Annotated in this window: 23 protein-coding genes and 1 riboswitch; all 23 genes read right to left on the bottom strand. The window is 35.0% G+C overall.

Annotated elements, in window-relative coordinates; genetic code table 11:
• Nucleotides 1–21 precede the first annotated feature (21 nt).
• Entirely contained in the window at nt 22–1,197 is a 1,176-nt protein-coding gene (gene alr, locus BN3004_RS06070; protein WP_058260309.1) for an alanine racemase, read from the bottom strand.
• Entirely contained in the window at nt 1,198–2,340 is a 1,143-nt protein-coding gene (locus BN3004_RS06065) for an NAD(P)H-hydrate dehydratase (RefSeq protein WP_058260308.1), read from the bottom strand. It lies immediately after the preceding gene.
• The gene (locus BN3004_RS06060) at nt 2,340–3,242 is read right to left on the bottom strand and encodes a dihydroorotate dehydrogenase (protein WP_058260307.1); all 903 of its coding nucleotides are present in this window, start codon (nt 3,240–3,242) and stop codon (nt 2,340–2,342) included. Before BN3004_RS06060 ends, BN3004_RS06065 begins: the two co-directional genes overlap by 1 nt.
• A complete protein-coding gene (locus BN3004_RS06055; protein ID WP_058260306.1) occupies nt 3,235–3,984 on the bottom strand; it encodes a dihydroorotate dehydrogenase electron transfer subunit in 750 nt (249 codons plus the stop codon). Before BN3004_RS06055 ends, BN3004_RS06060 begins: the two co-directional genes overlap by 8 nt.
• The gene (pyrF, locus tag BN3004_RS06050; RefSeq protein ID WP_058260305.1) at nt 3,977–4,843 is read right to left on the bottom strand and encodes an orotidine-5'-phosphate decarboxylase; all 867 of its coding nucleotides are present in this window, start codon (nt 4,841–4,843) and stop codon (nt 3,977–3,979) included. The genes BN3004_RS06055 and pyrF overlap by 8 nt, the downstream gene beginning before the upstream one ends.
• 1 nt (nt 4,844) lies before the next feature.
• Nucleotides 4,845–5,267, bottom strand: a complete 423-nt coding sequence (locus BN3004_RS06045) for an aspartate carbamoyltransferase regulatory subunit (RefSeq protein WP_058260304.1) — start codon at nt 5,265–5,267, stop codon at nt 4,845–4,847.
• The gene (gene pyrB, locus BN3004_RS06040) at nt 5,267–6,190 is read right to left on the bottom strand and encodes an aspartate carbamoyltransferase (protein ID WP_058260303.1); all 924 of its coding nucleotides are present in this window, start codon (nt 6,188–6,190) and stop codon (nt 5,267–5,269) included. Before pyrB ends, BN3004_RS06045 begins: the two co-directional genes overlap by 1 nt.
• A 69-nt stretch (nt 6,191–6,259) precedes the next feature.
• On the bottom strand, nt 6,260–6,928 hold the full coding sequence (locus BN3004_RS06035) for a hypothetical protein (protein WP_058260302.1): 669 nt from the start codon (nt 6,926–6,928) through the stop codon (nt 6,260–6,262).
• A 182-nt stretch (nt 6,929–7,110) separates the two neighbouring features.
• Nucleotides 7,111–8,292 (bottom strand): glycine/sarcosine/betaine reductase complex component C subunit alpha, encoded by a 1,182-nt coding sequence (gene grdD, locus BN3004_RS06030; RefSeq protein ID WP_058260301.1) that lies wholly within the window; start codon nt 8,290–8,292, stop codon nt 7,111–7,113.
• Between the two features lie 10 nt (nt 8,293–8,302).
• Nucleotides 8,303–9,844, bottom strand: coding sequence for a glycine/sarcosine/betaine reductase complex component C subunit beta (gene grdC, locus BN3004_RS06025; protein ID WP_058260300.1), 1,542 nt, complete (start codon nt 9,842–9,844; stop codon nt 8,303–8,305).
• Between the two features lie 119 nt (nt 9,845–9,963).
• Nucleotides 9,964–11,274 carry a glycine reductase complex selenoprotein B gene (gene grdB / locus BN3004_RS06015; protein ID WP_082244157.1) on the bottom strand — a complete coding sequence of 437 codons (1,311 nt, stop codon included), beginning with the start codon at nt 11,272–11,274 and terminating at the stop codon, nt 9,964–9,966.
• Between the two features lie 37 nt (nt 11,275–11,311).
• A complete protein-coding gene (gene grdA, locus BN3004_RS06010) occupies nt 11,312–11,785 on the bottom strand; it encodes a glycine/sarcosine/betaine reductase complex selenoprotein A (RefSeq protein ID WP_082244106.1) in 474 nt (157 codons plus the stop codon).
• A 38-nt stretch (nt 11,786–11,823) separates the two neighbouring features.
• On the bottom strand, nt 11,824–13,110 hold the full coding sequence (locus BN3004_RS06000; RefSeq protein ID WP_058260296.1) for a glycine/sarcosine/betaine reductase component B subunit: 1,287 nt from the start codon (nt 13,108–13,110) through the stop codon (nt 11,824–11,826).
• A gap of 55 nt (nt 13,111–13,165) precedes the next feature.
• On the bottom strand, nt 13,166–13,480 hold the full coding sequence (gene trxA, locus BN3004_RS05995; protein ID WP_058260295.1) for a thioredoxin TrxA: 315 nt from the start codon (nt 13,478–13,480) through the stop codon (nt 13,166–13,168).
• Nucleotides 13,481–13,524: 44 nt separating this feature from the next.
• The gene (gene trxB / locus BN3004_RS05990; protein ID WP_148344913.1) at nt 13,525–14,475 is read right to left on the bottom strand and encodes a thioredoxin-disulfide reductase; all 951 of its coding nucleotides are present in this window, start codon (nt 14,473–14,475) and stop codon (nt 13,525–13,527) included.
• 145 nt (nt 14,476–14,620) lie between these two features.
• A riboswitch (glycine riboswitch) is annotated at nt 14,621–14,719 on the bottom strand.
• A gap of 110 nt (nt 14,720–14,829) precedes the next feature.
• The gene (locus tag BN3004_RS05985) at nt 14,830–16,431 is read right to left on the bottom strand and encodes a Na/Pi cotransporter family protein (RefSeq protein ID WP_058260293.1); all 1,602 of its coding nucleotides are present in this window, start codon (nt 16,429–16,431) and stop codon (nt 14,830–14,832) included.
• A gap of 8 nt (nt 16,432–16,439) precedes the next feature.
• Complete coding sequence (locus BN3004_RS05980) at nt 16,440–16,907, bottom strand: tRNA (cytidine(34)-2'-O)-methyltransferase (protein ID WP_058260292.1); 468 nt, start codon at nt 16,905–16,907, stop codon at nt 16,440–16,442.
• A 9-nt stretch (nt 16,908–16,916) separates the two neighbouring features.
• Nucleotides 16,917–17,735 carry a Cof-type HAD-IIB family hydrolase gene (locus BN3004_RS05975; protein WP_058260291.1) on the bottom strand — a complete coding sequence of 273 codons (819 nt, stop codon included), beginning with the start codon at nt 17,733–17,735 and terminating at the stop codon, nt 16,917–16,919.
• A complete protein-coding gene (locus tag BN3004_RS05970; protein WP_058260290.1) occupies nt 17,732–19,153 on the bottom strand; it encodes a VanW family protein in 1,422 nt (473 codons plus the stop codon). The genes BN3004_RS05975 and BN3004_RS05970 overlap by 4 nt, the downstream gene beginning before the upstream one ends.
• Nucleotides 19,150–19,797, bottom strand: coding sequence for an endonuclease III (gene nth, locus BN3004_RS05965; RefSeq protein WP_058260289.1), 648 nt, complete (start codon nt 19,795–19,797; stop codon nt 19,150–19,152). Before nth ends, BN3004_RS05970 begins: the two co-directional genes overlap by 4 nt.
• On the bottom strand, nt 19,778–20,080 hold the full coding sequence (locus BN3004_RS05960) for a DUF503 domain-containing protein (protein WP_058260288.1): 303 nt from the start codon (nt 20,078–20,080) through the stop codon (nt 19,778–19,780). Before BN3004_RS05960 ends, nth begins: the two co-directional genes overlap by 20 nt.
• On the bottom strand, nt 20,080–22,179 hold the full coding sequence (locus tag BN3004_RS08630; RefSeq protein WP_082244105.1) for a glycine C-acetyltransferase: 2,100 nt from the start codon (nt 22,177–22,179) through the stop codon (nt 20,080–20,082). The genes BN3004_RS05960 and BN3004_RS08630 overlap by 1 nt, the downstream gene beginning before the upstream one ends.
• Complete coding sequence (gene rodA, locus BN3004_RS05950; protein WP_058260287.1) at nt 22,176–23,306, bottom strand: rod shape-determining protein RodA; 1,131 nt, start codon at nt 23,304–23,306, stop codon at nt 22,176–22,178. Before rodA ends, BN3004_RS08630 begins: the two co-directional genes overlap by 4 nt.
• Nucleotides 23,307–23,379: the final 73 nt, after the last annotated feature.

Below are 23,379 nucleotides of genomic sequence, written 5' to 3'. Positions count from 1 at the left end.
CAATAACTTTACGGGTTTAAGCTATATATCTTTGTAGTTGTGAGAGCTTATTTCTTCTCCATCGTAAAAATACTTTCTAGAAATTCTATCCTTCATATCAGTTAGAACTTCGTAGTTAATAGTGCCTTCAATCTTAGCAAGGTCATCATAAGTCATGGCCTTGTTAGTGCCATCACCGATTATAGTTACCACATCAGCAATCTTTGCATCAGTCCCTGTTGCGTCGACCATAAATTGATCCATGCAAATGTTTCCGATGTTGTTCAATAGCTTGTCCTTATAAAGAACTTTTAGTTTGTTTTGTAAAAGTCTTCTTACGCCATCTGCGTATCCTATAGGTATAGTCGCGACCTTAGTCTTTTTATCAGCAATAAAGGAGAATGTATAGCTAACGCCCTCACCTGCTTCTATCTCTTTAACATTTGATATACAAGCTTTTAATTGCATCAATTTTTTTAATGGTAAATTCTCTTTTATAACTTCGTCAGATGGATAGTAGCCGTAAAGGATGATGCCCGCTCTAACATAGTCAAGGTTTAAATCCTTTAGATCCATGATAGATGCTGAGTTAGAAACGTGTTTAATCCTTATATTAAGTCCAGCCTCTTCGAGCATAGAAACGGTTTTTTGATAATTGTCATATTGCTTATGAGTTAAAGTTTTATCTTTGATATCAGCATTAGCAAAGTGAGTAAATATGCCTTCTATATCGATATTTTTAAGGCTTGCAATCTTTAAAATTTCTTCTACAGACTTTGTTCTATGGACTTCATCTGCTTGAAAACCAATTCTAGACATACCTGTGTCAAGAACAATGTGTATCTTGGCAATCTTATTTTGTCTTACAGCTTCTTCACTAAGCTTTTTAGCCTTATCATAGCTAAATATAGCGCTCGTTAAATTATACTTAACTACTTCTTCTAAATAATTATCCTCTAAGTAATTAAGCATAAGTACATCCTCTTCAATACCAGCTTTTCTAAGTTCCATTGCCTCGCTCGCAACAGATACTACAAATCTATCAATACCTAGGCCTTCCATAAATTTTGCAAGAGCTACAGCTCCATGGCCATATGCATCAGCCTTAATAACAGGCATAATCTTCGTTTGAGGACTTATAGCCTTTTTAATAGAATTGATATTGTACTCAAGATTATTTAAATTAATTTCAAGCCAAGCGGCTCTATTGCCCTTCATTTATTTTACCTCCATCATCTTAATAGCTTTCGGTATAAACTCAATGATATCGCTCGCTATTAATGAATATTCTGTGTATTTTTCTTTTGCAAGATCCCCTGCTAAGCCGTGCAAATATACTCCGTATTTCGCTGCATCAAAGACCGTGAAGCCTTGAACAAGAAGCGAAGCAATAATTCCAGAAAGCACATCGCCTGAGCCAGCTGTCGCCATACCAGGGTTTCCTGTGTGATTTATGTATTCATTGTCTTTATCCATGACAATAGTATTGTGACCCTTTAAAACAACTACGACTTCAAACTTTTCACTAGCAAGGCGCGCATATTTTTTAGGCTCTTCTATAATTTTTTTTATGTCAACATCTATAAGTCTTGCAAGTTCAGCAAAATGCGGCGTGATTATAGCCCTGTATCCTAGTTTATCTCCATACTTTTTTAAATAATGAAGACCATCTGCATCAATCACAAGCTTTTTATTTGAAGCGATTATGTCTTTGTAAATTTTATCTCTATTCTCAAAAAATGACCAAGCTGGTCCAAAAAGCACAGCGTCCATATCAGCTAAATCATAATTGTCATTGCATCTAATTATAGTTTCAGGCAGCTTCACGCTGAGTATATCTTGTATATTTTTATCTACGTATAGATAAGATAAGCCGCAGCCCGTCCTCATCGCAGCAAGCGAAGCAAAGTAAGGCGCTCCAGTCATCGAGAGAGATCCAGCAAATATAGCAAGTTTACCATAGTCACCTTTATGAGTAAAGTCATCTCTTTTTCTAAACACCTTAAATTCATCTTCAATAGTGATTTTGCTAAGCGTTTCATCAGTACTTGCAATGCTTATAGCGTAGTCACCATCATGCGAGATTGAGACAAAAAAATTTATACCATTTACATAAGCAAATGGTACATCATTTTTTCTCTCTATAGAGATGTCTTTATATTGTAGTCTAGCTAAATTGCCATTTAAAGCCTTAATAATAGCTTCTTTAGCTGCAAAAATTCCAGCACAAGTTTCATCAGCCTTAGCTGATGATTCTATATAGCTTATCTCTGCATCACTAAAGAAGCGATTCAAAAACTTTTCATTTTCCATTAATTTTCTAATTCTAGATATTTCAAGTATATCTACACCTATACTCATTAAATTATTCCTCTAATCTCTTCAAAACTTTCTATCTTATTATCATTCATATATTTTTCTAAGTCTTCAGCAATATTTGCCATAATCATAGGCTCTGTAAAGTTCATAGTGCCAACTTGTACAGCACTTGCACCAGCCATGATAAATTCGATTACGTCTCTATAGTTTTGTATGCCGCCCATGCCAATAACTGGTATATTAACTGCCTTTGCTACTTCATATGTCATTCTTAAGGCAATAGGCTTGATTGCAGGGCCTGATAGACCTGCAGTTTTATTGTTAAATATAGTTTTGCGTCTGTCTATGTCTATGGCCATGGCGTTAAATGTGTTAACAAGACTTAGCGCATCTGCACCGACTTCTTCGCATGCCTTTGCCATTTCCACTATGTCGTTAGCATTTGGTGATAGCTTAACTATAAGTGGTTTATCTGTTATGTCTCTTACTTTTTTAACAACATCTTTTGCAACGCAAGTCTTTATACCAAAGGCCATGCCGCCACTTTTAACATTTGGGCATGAAATATTAAGCTCTATCATTTGAGCTTCTGTTTTAGATATTAATCTAACTGCCTCTAGGTAATCTTCTATGTTATTGCCGCCAATATTAACAAGTGTAATAAGGTCCTTTGATAGTAAAAAGTCTAGTTCATTATCGATAAAAGCTTGTATACCAGGGTTTTCAAGACCTATAGAATTCATAAGACCGCTTGGAGTTTCGAATAATCTTATGCCTTCGTTACCGTCTTTTGGATTTAGTGTAAGACCCTTAGTTGAGACACCACCTATCTTTGAGATATCGTAGTACTCCTCGTATTCTTTACCAAAGCCGTAGGTTCCGCTCGCAGCGATTAGTGGGTTTTTAAATTCAATATCAGCTATCTTTACTCTTAAATCAGTCAATTAAAAACACACCTCCTCCAAATATTGGTCCGTCTTTACAAACGCGTCTCATGCCAACTTTAGTCTTTATACTGCAGCCTCTGCATGTACCTACGCCACAAGCCATCCTTGACTCCATGCTTACAAGTACTTTATTTCTATTATGAGCCTTTAGTAATAAGGCTTTCATCATTGGGAATGGTCCGCAAGTGTATATCTTATCGTATTTCTCAGATTCTAAAATATCTATGATATAGCCTTTGTAGCCGACTTTGCCACTTTCTGTTGAAATATATGTATTTTCAACATATTCTTCAAAATCTTCGATTAAGTATGGATTATCTCTAAAACCTGCATAATAATCTATATTCTTAGTGATATCTTGTATAGATCTAGCAAGGTACTTAAGAGGCGCTATACCAACAGAGCCGCCAACTAAAGCCACTTTTTCGTCTTTATTAGGTAATGGGAACTTGTTTCCTAGTGGTCCAAGTAAATATAATTTATCGCCTTTTTTAAGCTTCATCATTATATCTGTTCCTCTACCAACATTTGTTACTAAAAGATAGATATTGCCCTCCTCATCTATATCGTAGATGCTTATAGGCCTAGCTAGAAGAGGGTCTGTTCCTTGCCACGATTTAATCATATAAAATTGTCCCGGTGCGCCTTCGAATGGTCCACTTACTTTTAAAACGTAGATATTGTCAATAATGTGATTGTTTTCTAATATCGTACCCTCTTTGTATGCATTTCTAGCCACAGATATCCTCCTTCATATTTATAACAGCTTCTCTAATGTATTTTAAATAATTTTCAGACTTATAATCGGCATCTTCCATGTGCTTCATATGGCTTGTTATTATACCTCTTGATGAGTTTACAATGCCTCCGTTAAGCTCTGTAAGTAATTTTCTTACAGTTGCAGCCTTTCCGCCTTGAGCGCCATAGCCTGGAACCAAGAAAAATTCCCTAGGAAATCTCTTTCTTATCTCATCTTGTTCGCCACTGTCCATGATGTTATCACCAACAACGAAGCCTAGAGATGAGTAGCCATAGTCACCGATGTATTTATCTGCAATCTTACTTAGATTGTCACCAATTATATTATACAATGTTTCGCCTTTACTTTCAAGGTATTCTATGTCTAAAGCACCAGGATTTGATGTTCTTAATAGAACAAATATTCCTTTTTCTCCGCTTTTCAAATATTGTAAATAAGGTTTTATACTGTCATAACCCATAAATGGTGAAAGAGTTATGAAGTCAGCTTCGAAATCGCCTTCAAAGTGTGCTTTTGCATACATTTCTGCTGTCTTTGCAATATCAGATCTTTTGATATCACCTATGCTTAGCTTATTCTTCTCTCTAAGGTATTCTAAAGTCTTTTTGTATGCTACTAGTCCTTCTACGCCCAAAGCTTCATAGTAAGCAATTTGAAGCTTATATACAGCTACTAAATCATAGCTTGCATCGATTATGTCCTTGTTGAATTTAAAAACTCTATCTGCGATGCTTTCTATACTATTTAAATGCTCTGGAATATAGGACAAATCTGTGTCTAAACCGACACAGATTGGACCAAATTTTTGAACTTCTTCAAATAATCTATCTATAATCATATTATTCGCCGTAAACATGATCACAGTAAGCACATTTGTATTTGCCTTTTTCTCTATCAACTAAGACAAATTTGTGCGGAATATTTCTTTCAACAGATGTTATACAGCGAGGATTCTTGCATTTTATAACGCCTTCTACAACTTCTGGAAGAGTAAGATTTATCTTTCTTTCAATCTTTTCATCTTTTATTACGTTCACAGTGATGTTTGGATCGATAAAACCTAGCGCAGATAAATCTAAGTCTATTTCATTTTCAATCTTAATCATGTCTTTGCTGCCCATCTTTTCACTGTGTGCGTTCATGATTAATGCTACAGTGTAGTCAGCTTCTCTAAGATTTAGATATTCAAATATTTGTATACCATGTCCAGCTTGTATATGGTCTATAACTATACCTTTTGAAATACTATTTATACTTAACATTATTTAACCCCCAATAATTTTGCTATCAGTGCCATTCTTATATACATACCGTTCTTAACTTGTCTAAAATACCAAGCTCTTGGATCGTCGTCTACATCTACAGCTATTTCGTTAACTCTTGGTAGTGGATGAAGTATTGCTAGGTCTTTTTTAGCGTTCTTAAGCTTTTCAAGGTCTAGAACGTAGCTGTCTTTTAATCTTACATAGTCAGCTTCGTTGAAGAATCTTTCTTTTTGTACACGTGTCATGTATAATACATCAAGATCGTCGATTACATCTTCAAGTCTTTCAACTTCTGTATATGGAATTGACTTTTTATCAAGAACTTGTTCTTTTAAGTATTTTGGAACTCTTAGTTCATCTGGTGAAATAAGAACAAATTTGTTATTGCTATATCTTGACATTGCTTTGATTAGTGAGTGAACTGTTCTACCGAACTTTAAGTCGCCGCATAGACCTATAGTCATGCCGTCAAATTTGCCTTTAGCGCTTAGTATTGTAAACAGGTCTGTAAGTGTTTGTGTAGGATGTTGATGTCCACCGTCACCTGCGTTAATTAGTGGTACTGTACATGCGTTGTGACCATATTGTGGAGCACCTTCTTTTGGGTGTCTCATTGCGATAATGTCTGAGTAGCAGCTAACTGTTCTTAGTGTATCAGCAAGTGTTTCTCCCTTTGCTACAGAACTAGAGCCCGGCTCCGAGAAACCAATAACATTTCCGCCTAATCTCAACATAGCGGCTTCAAATGAAAATCTGGTTCTGGTGCTGGGCTCATAGAATAGAGTAGCTAGGATTTTACCATCACATACGTGTATAAAATCCTTTTCGTTTTCAACAATTTCTTTACCTAGTGCAAATAGCTCATCAAGCTCCTCTAGGCTTAGATCTTCCGGATCAATATAATTTCTTCCTTTAAGCATAATATCCTCCCTATATTTTTTTATCCTTATAATCATACTACTAATAAATTTAAAAGTCAAGAACTTTTTTTACTTTTTTTCAAATTTTACAAACTTATATGCTTCATCTAATTTTTTTAAAATCTCTTTTCTTATCTTTTCTAATTCTTCATCTTCCTCTTCATCTGCAAGTGAAGCCTTAAGATACTCATGTCTAGCATCAAGCAATTCACTATCGGTATTGTCGTCTGAGTAAAGTGCACTTAAATTTGTATAGTATTTAAAGTTTTCAAAGTTCTCTAATGTATAGTTCTCAATAAATAATTTATCATTATACTTGAAGTTTTTAAAAAACTTTTCTTTCTTAGCAAACTTCTTACTACTAATATAAGCCAGTATAATTAAATACATGATAAATATAATCATCATGATGATAGTGTACTTGATGAAGTAGTGATTTGTATACATCTCAAGGTCACTCTTTATTATCACACGCACTATTAAAAAGTGTAAAAAAGCCCTTCTTGTTGCATTACTCGCAATAATCCTAAAGACATAGAATGTTTGTGTATCCTTGATTCTTGGTCTTATAATTAGATAATAAAAGATTAATGATATGCTTAGTGCTATATCCAGTCTATGCACCTTTGATATTGGTAACAAGATTAGATTAAGTACCATCAAAGAAAAACTAGATATCTCGATAATGGAACGCAAATCCATAATATATTCTTTAAAGTATTGTTTATTTCTTTCCATAGTATCACCACATATATTATATCACTAAATAAGTAATTTTCATATGCTTTATCTTAATTTTTTAATAGTAATATTTAGATTGTATTGATTAATCTTTTTAATTTCTTAATTTCTATATTTCTATATAGCTGTGTTTAAACGAATTTTTGCATAAAAAAATGAGGCTTGCGCCTCATTTTTAATTAGCAATTTGCATCGCTTGTTATATATCCAGCTTTTGCTAAAACTTCTTTAGCTTTATCTAGGTTCTTTGTGCTAACCATGATAACTGGTCCTGTACAACCCATACCGCTTTCAGCATAGATGCCTTCTTTCCAAAGTGCTTGAACTGAATCTTCAAGTTCTAGTATGTCGATACCAGCGATAGCTTCTTCAACAACTTCCTTTGCTGGAGCTGCTACTGCTCCCTTTGGACCATCATCTTTCTTTTCGTTAGCTTTATTTAATGATGCTAAAACATCTTTTAAACCAGCTGCATTAGCTGCTTCAAAAGTAGACTTTGCTACTTTGTGTAAATTACCTTTAACTAGGCTTGCAGCATATGTTAGTGCATTTGCTACAACAGGAACACCAGATGCTCTAGATACTATAAGTATAGTTCTATCGAAGTCTTCACCAATACCAGGTCCATAACCAAAGCCAGCTGCTTCGTATGAGCCACCAGTTGTGAATGAAGAGAACATCTTCATAAGGATGTTACCTGTAAGTGAGTCATTAACTACAACGTCGCATGAAGCTTGTAATAAGTCGTTCCCTCTCATTACATCTCCACCGTCTGCTCTGTGTGACTCAGCAAATTTTATATTAAATCCATTTTCGTTTAATTGTTTAAAAGCTCTTTCAACTTGTCTTGCTCCGTCAACATTTAGTATACCAAGACTTGGATCTTGATTACCTAATGCTTTAGCTACGATTAAACCATAGATACCATTAAGAACCATTGCTTCTACTCTGTGTGCAGAAGATGTTCCTGTTGTTGTTGCTATAAGCATTTCTTTACCATATCCAGGAGTAACAGCTCTACCTACAGTAGATACTCCGATTGGGAAATTATAATGCATAGTAACGCATGCATCTATCTCTCCAGCGTCTAGCAATTCTTCCATCTTCTTGTAGCCTTGATCTTCATCAGAAACTTCATATTGAGTTAATTCAGTTTCTGCTTTAGGACCGATAAGGACAACTTCGATTGAAGAATCTCTAGATTGAGCAAGTTCTGCAGCTTTAACTAAGTTTTCAGTACCGTGTTCACTACCAAAACTTGTTAAGCCAACACGTACTTTTTTACCGAATGAACCAGTTTCTAAGCCATCAGCGATGTCATTAAAAACTTGTCCAATCATTTTCTTAATGTTGTCTGACATATCGTCACCTCTAATTTTCTTCTGTGAATGATTTAGCGAAATCTCTCATTGCATCTGCTACATATTTCTTGATAGTTTCTTCAGATGCTGCGCCTTCTTCGCTAACCTTTCCTGGGTTCTTTTCGATTACTATAGAAACACCGTCGAATAGGTTTGTCATTCTACCTAAGAATAAGCTTCCCTTACCAACAATCATAGCTCTTTTTACTGCTCCGCTCTTGATATCATCTATAACAAATCCAAGATAAGGTGCTCCTGAAGGTATATGGCCTTGAGTTGGAGCCCAACCTTTCATACCATGTTCAACGATAAAATCAGGAAGTGCAGTTCTTTCGATTTCGCCATTCTTTACAGCTAAAGCTCCTATCATCTTAAAGTTAGCTTCAGGAACGTCACCTGCTCCAGCTGGTCTTGTTATATCTGGATTTTGCATTTCTACTGAATATTTATCTACATCTATGATTTTTAATCCAGCTTTTGTTAGTGGATTTGTAACTAAAGAAGTGATAACTGCTTGTGGTGATGAACCAGTGCCAACTGTGTGTCTACCAACTATATCAGTTCTGATTATTGGATGTTCTCCATCGTTTTGAGAGACAACAAATGCAAATCCTGCAACACAGTCTTCGATTATTGGCATTTTTTTCTTAACATGGTCTCTTCCGTTCATGCCAAGTTTAGCACTAGAACCACCTGCAACTACCATAACATTCTTAAATGTACCTGCTTGTACTAATGACGAAGCAGAAATTAAAGAGTGAGTTGGTGCAGCACAGAAACCTCTTACGTCTGAACCTGATGCGTTAACTAAACCAGTTAATTCTGCTATAGATTTAGCAAAGTTACCGCCACCTCTTTGGTTCATATCACCGCATGCTTCTTCTGAACATTCAATTACATATTCAATTGATTCAGGATCAATATGGTTCTTTTCTATACAGTTTAAAGCAGCAAATATACCTGATGCTTTAACTACTAAGTTTTCAAACATTACGTGAGCTGATAAGTTTTGGTCAACATCATGAGCTCTCTTTACACAACCAACAACTTTGTCTTCATTCATGATTGCTTCAGCTCCGTGATCTTTGATTAAACCTTCAATTTCTGCTAATTCAGTTCCTTCACCTAATCTTTTTATTAGATCTTCTTTTATTAGTGGATGTTCTTCAAATTCTTTTTTTACTTGTTCAGTAAATTCTTTAGTTAAAAATACTAATTCAAATACGTCAGCAACTTTCATCATACCGATAAGTTCTGATTGCGGAAGAATTTCACCCTTTTTGCCATGTCTATCAGCACCTTCTAATAAATGCTCATGCCATGGTTCAGGCACTTCTCTTAACTTTTCAGGAACTTCATTACCTATATAAATTTGATTAGGTAAATAATTAACGCAGTCTTCAAAACTTCTTAAATGTTTTGGAACTGCCTTTAGATACTCTGAATCTGGATGTAGAGTTCTTTCTGTTGTTTGAGTAGTTCCATTGTGGATTACCATATCAGGTGCTTGCAATAATACATAAGCCGCACCCTTTAATACTGAATAATTCATCCATACACCTCCGTAATATTTTTTTATTATGAATTATCTATAACATAGCATAACTATGACATAAACTAATTATGTACTTCGCCCTTAATTGAAAGGGCGAATATAATTATCTAAAATAATTATTTATCGAAAACAGTTTGTCCATCAACTTCAGTTTCTAAAGCATGTAATGCTTTTTCAACTAGCTTTCTTCTTAGAGAAACTTCTTCCTTGTGGTCAAGTTTTGGATCTCCAAGTGGATGTGGAATAGCTATTGTTGGAACTATTCTGTTAGCACCAACTGTTAATGAAATTGGAACTACTGTACACATGTGAACTACAGGGATTCCTGCACGTTCGATTTCTTTTACCATTGTTGCACCGCAACGTGTACAAGTACCTCAGGTACTAGTTAATATAACTCCATCAACATGGTTTTCAACTAATTCTTTTGAGAATTCTTCAGCAAATTTCTTAGCATTTGCAACGGCAGTACCGTTACCAACTGTTGTGAAATATGCATTATATAATTTTCCTATTTTACCTTCTTTTTCAAATTCTCTCATGATGTCAAGAGGTAAAACTCTGTTAGGATCTTCGTTAGCATATACAGGGTCGTATCCACCGTGAGCTGTTTCAGCATTTTCACTTGTGAATGCATCTAATCCTGTAATATCATATCTTCCATATTTGGAAGCTGATGATGCTTCTATGTGATCAGGATTGCCCTTAGGACAAGTACCACCAGATGTTACTAAAGCGATAGTTGCGTGAGCCATATCTTTAATAGCTGGATTTGGATCAACTCTATCGAAGTTAGGCATTGGATATTCTGTAACATATTCCTCACCATTTAACTTCTTAAGCATCATGTTAACAGCTCTTCTTGCTCCTCTTTCTTCTGCGAATAAATTGTATCTTACTCCTCTTTCGATGTATCCTTCTTCTGCTGGAGTACCGATTTCTTCATTCTTAGCTAATTTAAGAGCTAATGGAGCCATCTTCTTAACAGCGTCAACCATGCCAGCCGCACTGTTCTTTGTACTTATAATATATACTGATTTCTTGAACATATCAGCACCTGGGTTTTCAACATACATACCAGTTACTGCAGGAATGCCAAGTTCAGATTGTACTGCGTCAGTTATTGTAGCGCAAGCTACACCGTATCTTCCTGCGTTAAATGCAGGTCCTGCGATGAATAGATCAGGTTCATATTTTTTAACCATTTCAAGTATAGCTGCTTTTGCTTCTTCAATGTTTTCTCCGAAATATGAGTCACCACATACTATAGTCGCAACAATTTCAGCTTCTCCTTTAAATTGGCCAGTTAAAGCCATACCAGGACCCATAACCTTTTCTTCAACGTAAGGTTTTATATCAGCTTTTTCTTCTCCACCAACACCGGCAAAGAATTGGTTAATATAATGAACTACTCTTAATTTACTCATCATATTTCCCCCCTTTTACTAAAATTTTTGGGCACTATTAATATTGAGTGTACTCATCTCTGATAGCCTTGATTTCGCTAGTAATAGCATCTACGTCTAATACCATTTCCATCATGCCTATTTGTTCGTCATAAACGTCTGCATCAACACTTTCCTTAAATTCAGGGTCTAATGCATGGTATACCTTAAGTCCCAACGAGACTCCGGCTAAAGGACCAGCCCATGTAGGGTCACCTGCTGTAACAGTTTCAGCTGCTAAGCCTGCTGTTTCAGATTCTCCTCCACCAAGTAAAACTATAATGTTTTCTGCACCGTATTTATCTACGGCTTCTTTTACTCTGTTTTGGTTTTCTAGGTCCATAGCGCCTGCGGCAGTTCAGACAAAACATTCAGTAGCTGAGAATACAACTTCTGCAGGTGTTGTCTTTATACACTCTTCCATAGCAGGACCAGGAATACCGTCTCTGTCGCCAATTATAACAACTTTTGAATTTTCATTAAATATTGACATTCAAAAACTCTCCTTTCCTATTTTTATTTTTTTATTAATTATTTGCCTCTTGCTGTTAAATATCCAAAACCTACTTCAGAAGTAGCTCCTGTTATAGCTTGGATTTCAACTGTTACTGATCCGTCTTCTTTTAATGAGCCATCAAATCCACCTGCGATCGTATCGATAAATTCAGGGTGACCAATAACTTTGTCCATCTTAGGTAGATCAATAACTTGGTTAGCGTTACCGCCAGTTACAACTGCATCTGCAGCCTTATCAGCGTCTGCTAACGATTGAGAAGCACCGTCTCTACCAGCGTATTCATCTGTAATTATTACAGTCTTAACGCCTTGACCTTCGATCTTCTTGCAGTTCATGATTAAGTCTGTATCTGGGTTACCAAAACCTTCTTGTGAAACAACAGCTCCATCAAGATCTAGATATCTAGTTAGTTTAGCAGTCCAGTTTGAGCTTCTTTCCTTATCTGCAAGATAAACGTTTTCGTTAGTGATAATCATACCAACAAAGTTGATAGTTTTACCGTGTTCTTTGTACAATTCCTTAACAACTGGGTTGTTCATGTGTACATAAGATGGGTTCTTATCGCATGATGATACGCAGTTACCACTAATTATAGCTCCATCAAAAACTTCAGTTGGGTATAAAATTGTAGGAACTATTTGCTTTGCATCGACACCATAAACGTATGTGTCATGTAGAAGTCCTTGTGATTGTAGCATTTGAACATATGCAACTCTTGGAAGTCCTTTGAACTTTTCAGCACCTTCCATTAAAGGTAGTGTTTCATAAACTTCTGTTTCATCTGGAGTCAAGTTTCTTGCTGCTTCAGCTAAGTAAGCTGCAGTCTTGAATCCACAATATCTTAGAGCTTTTTCATGTTCGTGTTGCTTCAAACCATCAATTGGTTCAGCAATAACTACAATGTTGTTAGTTTTTGAAAATGGTGTATATTGAGCACCTGGTCCTGTCATGTCGACAATACCTTCTTGGAAACCAACAATTTTACCTGTTGTCATTACTGCACAACCTTTAAGAACGTTTGTTTTACCTGAACCAACTACGTCAACTTTTGAAAGAATTCCAGGGAATACTCCACCAGGTCCTTCAACTTTAACTCTTGGTTCAACAACATCTTTAACCGGTGTGATTCTAACACTTTCTCCCGGTCTAGCGATTTCTACGTCTACGGATTTAATGTGTTCATCTTCCTTGCAAAGATTGATAATGTCTTCTTTATTTACATATAGAACTCCATTTTCTACCTTTGTCTCTTGGCCGAATTGAACATCTTTAATAAGCACGTTGCCTATTTCTAGACGCATAATCTCACCTCCCTTAAAATTTGAATATATTTAACTATAAAATAGTAAATAAACTTTAGTTATATTTTTCTAACATTTCTCTAACTGATTCTTTAGTAGCGTCTTCTTTAACTCTTGAGTCTACTTGAGAACCGTCTTTGTAAATAGCAATTACTGGTAAGCCCATAACTTTTTCGCCAATTGCTAATCTTCTACCCTTTGAAATATCAAATGAAGTGAATTTAACGTTTGTAAATTCTTCTTCCATTGCGTGGATGTGTGGCATTAAAGCCTTGCAAGGTTCACATGTAGGACCCCAGAAATCCACTAATACATAGCCTTCTGCTTGTTTAACTTCTTGTTCAAAATTGTCTTTTGTTACTTCTAACATTACGATTCCTCCTTAAAATTTCTTTACTTTATATACTTAGACTATTAGTCTGCAAAGTTTTCGTTAATATACTTTTCAGCTTGTGTAGCTGCTATAGCTCCATCTGCAGTTGCTGTAACAACTTGTCTTAATTCTTTCTTTCTGTTGTCTCCAGCTGCAAATACTCCAGGGATATTTGTGTGCATGTTTTCATCAGTAACGATATAGCCGCCTTCCATATCTAGGATGCCTTCAACAATATCGTTCTTCGGAATATATCCTACGAATACGAATAGACCAAATGTTCCGTCGTTTTCGTCAGCAAATATTTCGCGTTGTTCTTTTGTCTTAGTATCTTCAAGAACTATGCTTGTTAAGATTCCGTCACCTTTTACTTCTACAACATTAGCGTTCCAGATGTAGTCAAGTTTTGGATTCTTGTATGCCTTTTCTTTAATACTTTCAGCTGCACGTGCTTCTTCTTTGCCTTTTCTGTAAACAAGTGTAACCTTTCTAGCAAATTTAGATAAGTACATAGCTTCTTCGAAAGCTGAGTCTCCACCACCTACTACATAAACTTCCATGTCTTCAAAGAAGTTAGCATCGCAAGTTGCGCAGTAGCTTACGCCTCTGCCTGTAAATTCAACTTCGCCTGGGCAACCAATCTTTCTTGGTGTAGCGCCTGTAGCAACTATAACAGTCTTGCCTTCATAAGTTTTGTCTTTGCAAACAACTTTTTTAACTTTATCGTTTAGTTCTAGTTTTTCAACAGTATCTAAAACGAATTCAGCTCCAAAGCTGTCTACTTGATCTTTCATTCTCTTAATTAGGCTTGGACCTGAAGCTTCTTCAACAGAACCAGGATAGTTAGCAACCTCGTCAGTTATAACTATTTGTCCACCAGCTTTTTCCTTTTCTAGGATAAGAGTTTTAAGTCTTGCTCTTGAAGCGTATAAGCCAGCTGCTAGTCCTGCAGGGCCCCCTCCAATAATAATTACATCATACATTAATGATATACCTCCTTATACTACATATTGTTTATTAACAAATTTATCTGTAAAATAAAAAACAGAAAACAAGCCACTCTTGTTCTCTGTCTATAACCTGTGAGATTCTCTTAAACAAGATTGCTCCATCGGTGCTATAAGCTTTCCAGAGTACTGTCAAAATGCGGTTCTTTTACCTGAGACTTTTGAATTTAAGTAGTGAGCTTAAATTCTTTACCCTTCGGTGACATATGTTCTCTCCCGCATCTGTCGTCCAGTTCTTTACTAATTACATTATACCACAATTAGTATAATTTTACAAGCATTTCTATATTTTAATTTTTTATATCTGAATTAAAACAATTTATGAAGAAAATGACTTAATCATTCAAAATGTTTTAATATATATCCTGCAATATTATCTGCGTGGTCGCCTATTCTTTCTAAATTTGATATTGTATCTAGGAAGATGATGCCTTGCTCTTCTTCACATTCGTTTGTCATCAGTCTTCTAAAATGCTTTTCTCTAAATGCTTCTTCGCAAATATCTATTTCTTTTTCAGTATTAACTATGTCATATGCTTTATCCTCTGACATAGATCTATAAGCATCCATAGTCATAGTAAATACTTTATATGTTAAATCATACATTTCATTTAATTCGTTCTTGCCTTCTTGTGTAAAATGTATATCCATGTTAGTTTTTTCTTCGCTTAACTGAGTAATATTCTTAACATGGTCTCCAGCTCTCTCTATATCATTTACAATAAAGAATAAATCGTCGACAGTCTCGTGCTGTTCTTTAGAAAGTCCTGACGTTGATACCTTTACTAAGTAATCTATAATTTCTTTTTGCAGACTATTAATAAGCTCTTCTCTATCGTAAATAACGTCCATTAGTTCGTTCTTTTTGTTAATCAATAAATCTCTTGAATCATCAATATTTTGAAGAACTAAATCGTTCATTCTTGTTAATTCGTCCATAACTGTTTCTATTGCTAAAGCTGGTGTAGTAAGTATACGATAGTCTAGATGTATTGCGTGCTTATCAGCTTTATCATCACCTTCTGGTATTATCTTTTGAGCTAATTTAACAAGTACTTTCGCAAATGGCATCATCCATAAAACGTTAATAACGTTGAAGAAAGTATGTGCCATGGCGATTTGTGTTGTTGTTTGACTAAAGTTATTAACAACATAAGCTTCAATAGGGTTCTTTAATAAAAGCATAAATAGTAATGAGCCGAAGACATTAAAAATAAAATGAATAAAAGCTGCTTGTTTAGCTGTTCTGCTAGCTCCAATACTCGAAATAAGTGCTGTGGTTGTTGTGCCTATGTTTTGACCAAATAATATTGGAAAGGCTATGTGCATATTAATAATATTTTGCGATGCTAAAGCTAGTATAATCGCTTGAGCAGCTGATGATGACTGTAGTATAGTTGTCATAACAATACCGACTAACATTCCTAGCCAAGGATTGGTAAGTTTTGTCATCAAATTTGCATATACAGTACTTTCTCCTAATGGCCTCATTGCTTCTCCCATTGCTGCCATACCAAAGAAAAGTATGCCTATACCTAAAATAATTTCTGCATAGCTCTTAATTTTTTTCTTTTTACCAAGCATGAATAGCAGTACGCCAACAAATATAGCTATAGGTGCATATCTAGATATATTCAAAGCAAGCATCTGACCAGTAATTGTTGTACCTATGTTTGCTCCGAAGATTATTCCAACCGCTTGATATAGGTTCATTAAACCAGCGTTTACAAAACCGACAACCATAACCGTAGTTGCTGATGAGCTTTGTATAATCATAGTTACTACTGTACCAACTAATATACCCATAAAGGTGTTTTTAGTTAATGCTCCAATTATATTTTTTAATTTGCTTCCTGCCGCCTTTTGAAGTCCGTCCCCCATAAGACTCATTCCGTATAGGAATAAACCTAGGCCGCCCATAAGTCCTAATGCATAATCCATAAAATCACCTATATAAGTTCCATAAAATCTAATTGCCTAAGAGCTTCGTATAAAATTACTGTACAAGAGTTGGCTAGGTTTAATGATCTTTTTAAATCTTTAATCATTGGTATCCTTATTGCTCTTTCACTGTATTTATTAATTAAGTCCTCTGGCAAGCCTGCTGTTTCTTTTCCAAAAAATATAAAGTCGCCATCTTTAAATTTAACATCAGAATAAATGTTTTTAGTCTTTGTTGTTGCTAAATAAAAGTTTGCATCTTTATTCTTTTCAAAAAAATCATCCAGGTTTTCGTAGATTGTAAGATCCAGATACTTCCAATAGTCTAAGCCCGCTCTTTTAAGGTGTTTATCACTTAAATCAAAACCGAAAGGTTTAATTAAGTGAAGTCTAGAATTAGTGAGCACACAAGTTCTCGCTATGGCCCCAGTATTGTGAGGTATCTCTGGTTCATGTAATACTATGTTTATTGCCATGAGCTCCTCCTAAAAATATTGTTTCAAAAATTTCATAATTCCGTCGTGATCATTATCGTAATCAGTTATGAAATCAGCTTTTTGCTTTAATTCGTTTGTTGCATTACTCATAGCAACGCCGACTTTCGATTCTTCAATCATCTCTATATCGTTATTATTGTCTCCAAATGACATCAAATTATCTAAACTTAAACCTAAATTCTTGCATAAATACTTAAGTGATTTAGCTTTATTTACCCCATCTGGAACAATCTCAATATTATTAGACCAAGAGCTCGATATTTTAACACAATCTATCTTCTTTAGCTCGGCTCTTATTTCTTCAAGATAACTTTCATCATCTTCTACTAATAAAACCTTAAAATAAGAATTACTTTCACATGAATCTCTAAGCTCTCCTATGTTATTGTATTCAATTATGTCAATAGTATCTTTAATATTTTTAGGAACTCTTGAGTAAGTGTTTAAGGATGTAGTTCCTTTAAGTCTGTAGAACTCATTTACGCCATAAAAATGGAAATTCATCTTGTAGTCATAAAGCAGATTCACTACTTTTATAAATGCATCTGTGTCGATCGGTTTCTCATAGACTCTTCTGCCTTCACTGTCAGTAACAACGCTGCCATTTGTCGCTACTATAGATGTTTTAAATGGCAGTATCTTTGCATATGCTTCGATTGACTTATGAAGTCTACCGCTTGATAGAACTATCTCAACGCCGTTTTCATTTAATCTTTCAAGCTCTAGCAAAGTACCTCTGCTTACCATTTTCTCGCTATTTAGTAAAGTTCCATCCATATCAAAGGCAAGTACTTTTATATCTATCATGGCAGCATCACCGCATCGTCACTATTTGAAGCATCTCCACTAGGATTTTCTTCTCCAGCAGTTTCAGTAGAAACTCTAACTATAGTGTCTCTCTTTGGATAATAATTTTTTGTAAATTGTTTATTTGAAATAACTTTTCCATCTTTTGTAACAATCTTGTTTGTTACTACTCTGTAACCATCGTATCCTTTTACATCAACGACTCTTTCGCCAGGTTTTAGGCTTGGATCTTCTTTCTCGATAGTTTCTGACTTTATTACTTCAACTATCTCTGATTTAAAACTTATATCGTAATCTTTCTTTGTTTTATCACCATAAACATAAAATGTTACTTTGTTATTTGTAACGCTTGAGTCTATATATATAGGAAAATCATAAGAATTTTGAAATCTTAGATTTTTAGATCCTTTCCAAACTGCGCAGTCTTGTCCTTTTGGCACATAGTTTGCAGCTCTTGAGTGAGGGTGTCTTTCAAGTATTTTAACTCCCGATCTAACAAGTGCATTATAAAGCGTAGTTGAAGTTTGGCACATGCCTCCTCCTAAACCATTTTCATACTCTCCTCCCTTTAAAACATGTGCATTTTTATATCCATTAGCTGCTGTTATATCTCCTATGGCATTATTAAAGTTAAAAGATTCTCCAGGAAGCAATAATTTTTTAGAAACAGAGTTTGATGATACTCTGATGTTTGTCTTTCTTTCGTTTGAGCTAGTGCTTATATCTGTTGTGAATGAACCTATAAGTCCGTTTATTCTTTCAAGGTCAGAATGTTTCTTTTCTGGTTCAATAGTTTCTACAATTGCTGTAATTGTTTCAGTGCTATTGTTAATAGCATCTAAGATATCTTTTTTAAGTTTTTCTCTATCTAATTTTTTACCATCTTTACTCTCAGTAGATGTAATTTTGCCGTTGTTTACGCTAAATTCTGCGTTTACCGCTTCTGTATCGATTTCACTTGCAATTTTAGCTACAAAATCATCTACATGTGAGTAATCAATCTCTTTATCTATGACTACGTTTAATGGATTTTCTTTAAGAGCCTCTAACTTACTGTATCTCTCTTCTAGTTCGCCTTCTCTAGCATATTCGTAAGCTTCGCTTATGGCCTTATCTATGTCCATCTTATGATCTAAATTTTTTAGCTCAAATGTATAATTCTTATCTTCTACATTAATATTGATATTTTTACCTTCTAACTCATCAGCTTTTGCGGTAAGTATCTTATCCTTAGCTTCTTCTTTAGATAAGCCTCCAACGTCTATACCATCTATAGTAATACCCGTATAAATATCGTCTCCTTTAAGAGCTTCTTCCATAGCTTCAATTCTTTTTCCTTCAGCATACTTTGTGTAGCCAAAGTACCCTCCGCCTAAAATCAATATTAGTACTATAAATATTGCTAATCCTTTTTTCATTTATCAATTCCCTTTCTATATAAACAAATATCACTTAAATTACAAAGTTCACATAGTGGTCTTTGCGCCTTGCACACTCTTCTTCCATGAAAGATTAAGAGGTGATGTGCTAGTGACCAAGTGTCCTTTGGCAGCTTTTTCATAAGCGCCTTTTCGGTATCTAAGACATTGTCTTCATTTACTAAACCGATTCTGTTTGACACTCTAAAAACATGAGTATCAACAGCTATCCTCTGTTCACCAAAAGCATTAGCTAAGACAACATTTGCAGTCTTTCTACCGACCCCTGGTAATTCAATTAGCTCTTCAAATGTGCTTGGCACTTGGCTATCGTATTTATGTACTAATATATCGCAAGTCTTTTGTATATTTTTTGCCTTGTTTCTGAAAAAGCCTATGGATTTGACCATGTCCTCTATTTCAGAAAGCGGTCTTTCTATGTAATCTACAGGCTCTGGCATAATCTTAAACATCACATCAGTAACCTTATTGACTTGCTTATCTGTAGTTTGAGCTGATAATATCGTTGCTATCAAAAGCTCAAATTCATTTCTAAAGTGCAGCTCAGGACCTGCGTCAGGATAATCCTGACGCAGTATGTCCAAAACTGTATTTACTTCTTTTTTATTTAATACTTTTCTCATAACTATACATCTCTTTATCTATATTTGTAATTTCAACTCTATCGTCATTGTCAATAAAGTTAATAATCTTCTCGATAGTTTTCTCGTTATATTTACTTTCATTTGAAACGAAGGAAAAGCCTAAATCACTTATCTGCCACTTATCATTGTCCGAAGCTTCACAAACAGATACATTAAACCTTGACTTAATCCTTTCAACGATTGATTTAACAACCATGCGTTTGTCTTTTAAGCTCAAAGCATCATATATAGTTATGCTGATAAGCATATTTGTAACGAACATTATTGTAAAATGTTCATTTCCTTTCCAACTTTTTCAAATATTCTGCATGCTTCGTCAAGTTGTTCTTTAGTATGTCCTGCGGTAACCATACATCTTACTCTACCTGTTCCTCTTGGTACTGTTGGAAATACTATAGCTGAAACGAATACTCCGTTTTCAAGTAGTTTTCTTGAGAATTCCATAGCTTTAGCTTCTTCGCCAATAATTACTGGAGTGATAGGTGTTTCGCTGTGGCCAGTGTTGAAGCCAAGTTTGCCTAATTTTTCCTTAAAGTATTTAGCGTTATCCCAAAGTTTATCAGTATATTCGCTGCTTTCCATAAGCATCTTGATAGCTTCTGTTATAGCACCAACTGATGCTGGTGTTAAACTTGTTGAGAATAATACTGGTCTTGCTCTATGGATTAACCATTCGTACATTGTTTCAGAACCTGCTACATAGCCACCTATACAGCCTATAGCTTTTGATAAAGTACCAATTGAGAAGTCAACTCTTCCGTGTAAATTGAAGTGGTCAACTGTACCTCTACCATTTTCGCCAAGTACGCCAGATCCATGAGCGTCATCAACATATGTCATACATTCATACTTTTCAGCTAAATCAACAATGTCAGGAAGTTTAGCTATATCTCCATCCATTGAGAATACACCGTCAGTTATAATAAGTACGTTTCTATAGTTCTTTCTCTTTTCTTTTAAAACGTCTTCCAAACTATCCATATCAGAGTGCTTAAATATAGCTCTATCTGCTTTAGAAAGTCTTGATCCATCGATGATTGAAGCGTGGTTTAACTCATCAGAGATGATTAAGTCGCCTTTTTCAGTTACCGCTTGGATAGTACCGGCGTTGCAGTTAAATCCTGATTGATAGATGAAGGCTCTCTCTTCTCTTTTAAACTGCGCTAAAACTTTTTCAAGTTCTTCATGGATATCCATGTTACCAACTATAGTTCTAACAGCTCCTGAACCTGCTCCGTATTTTTCTACCATTTCGATAGAAGCTTTTTTGATTCTAGGGTTATTAGCAAAACCTAAGTAGTTGTTTGAAGATAGGTTAATTACCTTTTTACCATTTAAAATAATTTCAGCGTCATCAGGTGAGCTTAGTATAGGTAATTTTCTATAAACTCCTTGATCCTTTAACTCTTGGATTTTGTCTTTTAAAAATCCTAATTCGTGTACATTTGACATAATACCCTTCCTTTCATTAAATAAATCATTCTTATTTATATCTATAATATTTGCATTTCTTTCAAGTATTTTCTTGCCACGCCATAAAGCGGCCATAGCTTTGTATTTTTCTTTAAATTCTCTATTGCTTAATTTAAAATCTTCTTTATAAACAAGTCCATAGTCATCTGACTCGTGGAACTCTTCATGAAATACTTTTTTTGCATCTTTATTGTATGGACATACTTCTTGACAAATGTCGCAGCCATATATGTAAGTCTTTATATTCTTCTTTTCAAAATCGTTTAGCTCGTCCTTCTTTTGAGTGATGTATGATAAGCACTTAGACATCTGCATCTTATAGTCACACAAGGCTTCGTTTGGACAGGCTCTTTCGCAAATATCACATGAGCCGCAATCAATTTTTAAGCTTTCATCATAATAATCACTAGGCTCACTACTTATTATATACCCAATAAAGATAAAAGAACCTAAGTTCGGATTGATAATACATGTGTTTTTGCCTAAAAATCCTAGGCCTGACTTTTGTGCAAGTAGTCTTTCTACTAGTGGACCAGTATCTACAAAGACGTGACTCTCTGATTCTGCATCAATAAAGAGCTCTCTATCAATAGCTTTAAGCTTATCCGTAAGCACTTTATGATAGTCATAACCATACGAAGATCTTGAAAGCAAATAAGTACCATCTTTTTTCTTGGCTTTTTTATAATTATAGCTCAGTCCAAAAACTATTATGCTCTTTGCATTAGGAAAAAGATCTTTTGGATTTAGCCTCTCTTCCTCACTGAATTTTGTAAATTCATTTGCCGCCACTCCAATAGCTTCAAGCCGTTCTGCGTCAGTAATTCTAAAGGCGTCTACGCCATATTTCTTAATTAATTTTTCAACATCGGTGTGCTTGATAATCATTTTAGTAGTTCAAAGCTATCGTCAGTAAATCTTGTAGCTCCTCTGTTGTAATTAACAGATAGAACTAGACCTATACAAGCTAGACTCGTTAGCTGGAAGGTTCCCGCATAACTTATGAAAGGTAGCGGTATACCTGTAACTGGCAGTATCCCAAGTATCATGCCTATGTTTTGAACTATATGAAAGAAAAACATTCCTAAAAATCCCGATACCATGGCTGAGCCAAAAACATTATCAGAATTTTTAGCAATAATAATCATTCTTCTTAGCATGCTATAGTATAGGAAAATCATTATAGCTCCGCCCACAAAGCCTGTTTCTTCGCCAACTATAGCAAAGATTGAGTCGGTATGCTTCTCTGGAACGTACTTATACATATTTTGCGTTCCTTTGAATAGGCCTCTTCCAAATAATTTTCCTGAGCCTAGAGCAATCTTTCCTTGAATAACTTGTCTACCTGAGCCCATCGCGTCTCTTGTAGGATCCAAGAAGTCATAAATTCTGTTCTTTTGATATTGGTTCATAGAAAACCAAAGAGCAGGTATCGATAATACTCCTAAGCCTATGGCGTACGCAACATACTTTAAAGATATCCCTTGTGAAAATAGCATGATGAATATAAAAAACACATAAACTATTGCTGTTCCTACGTCTGGTTGTAATAATATTAATACAACTGGTAGAAAAGCAAAAGCAAGTATCTTTAATAAAACAAATGGATTATTGATATTTTCAATATTGTTTTCTATGTATTTTGCTAGTGATATTATTAAGCCTACCTTAACAAACTCCGATGGCTGAAATGAAAATCTTGAGCCAATCTCTATCCAGCTCTTGGCATTATTAACAGTCTTACCGAAGATAAGTGTTGCAATCAATAATAAGATGCAGCCAGCGTATATTATTAAGTATAATTTGCCCCAAATATTATAATCAATTAGCATTAAAGCAAACATAATGACTATGCCTAATGTTAAAGACAAAAAGTGTGTCTTCATTAGACCGTTTTGCACTGGCTTTGAAAATGATAGTGTAGTTGAATACACCATGATGGTTCCAAAGGCAAGCAGCGCTAGTATTGATAAGACAAGTATTATATCTACTCTAAACTTAGGTTTTTTAATCATATTACTCTCCCTTTGCATACATATTTATTATAAAATAAAGGCACTTATAAGTCAAGGAGTAAGCGATTATTAT

This window comes from Fenollaria timonensis, from assembly GCF_001457835.1.
In the GTDB taxonomy this organism is placed as follows: Bacteria; Bacillota; Clostridia; order Tissierellales; family Peptoniphilaceae; genus Fenollaria; species Fenollaria timonensis.
Note: the sequence above shows the minus strand (reverse complement) of the source record. Positions and strands in the feature narration are given on the sequence as shown.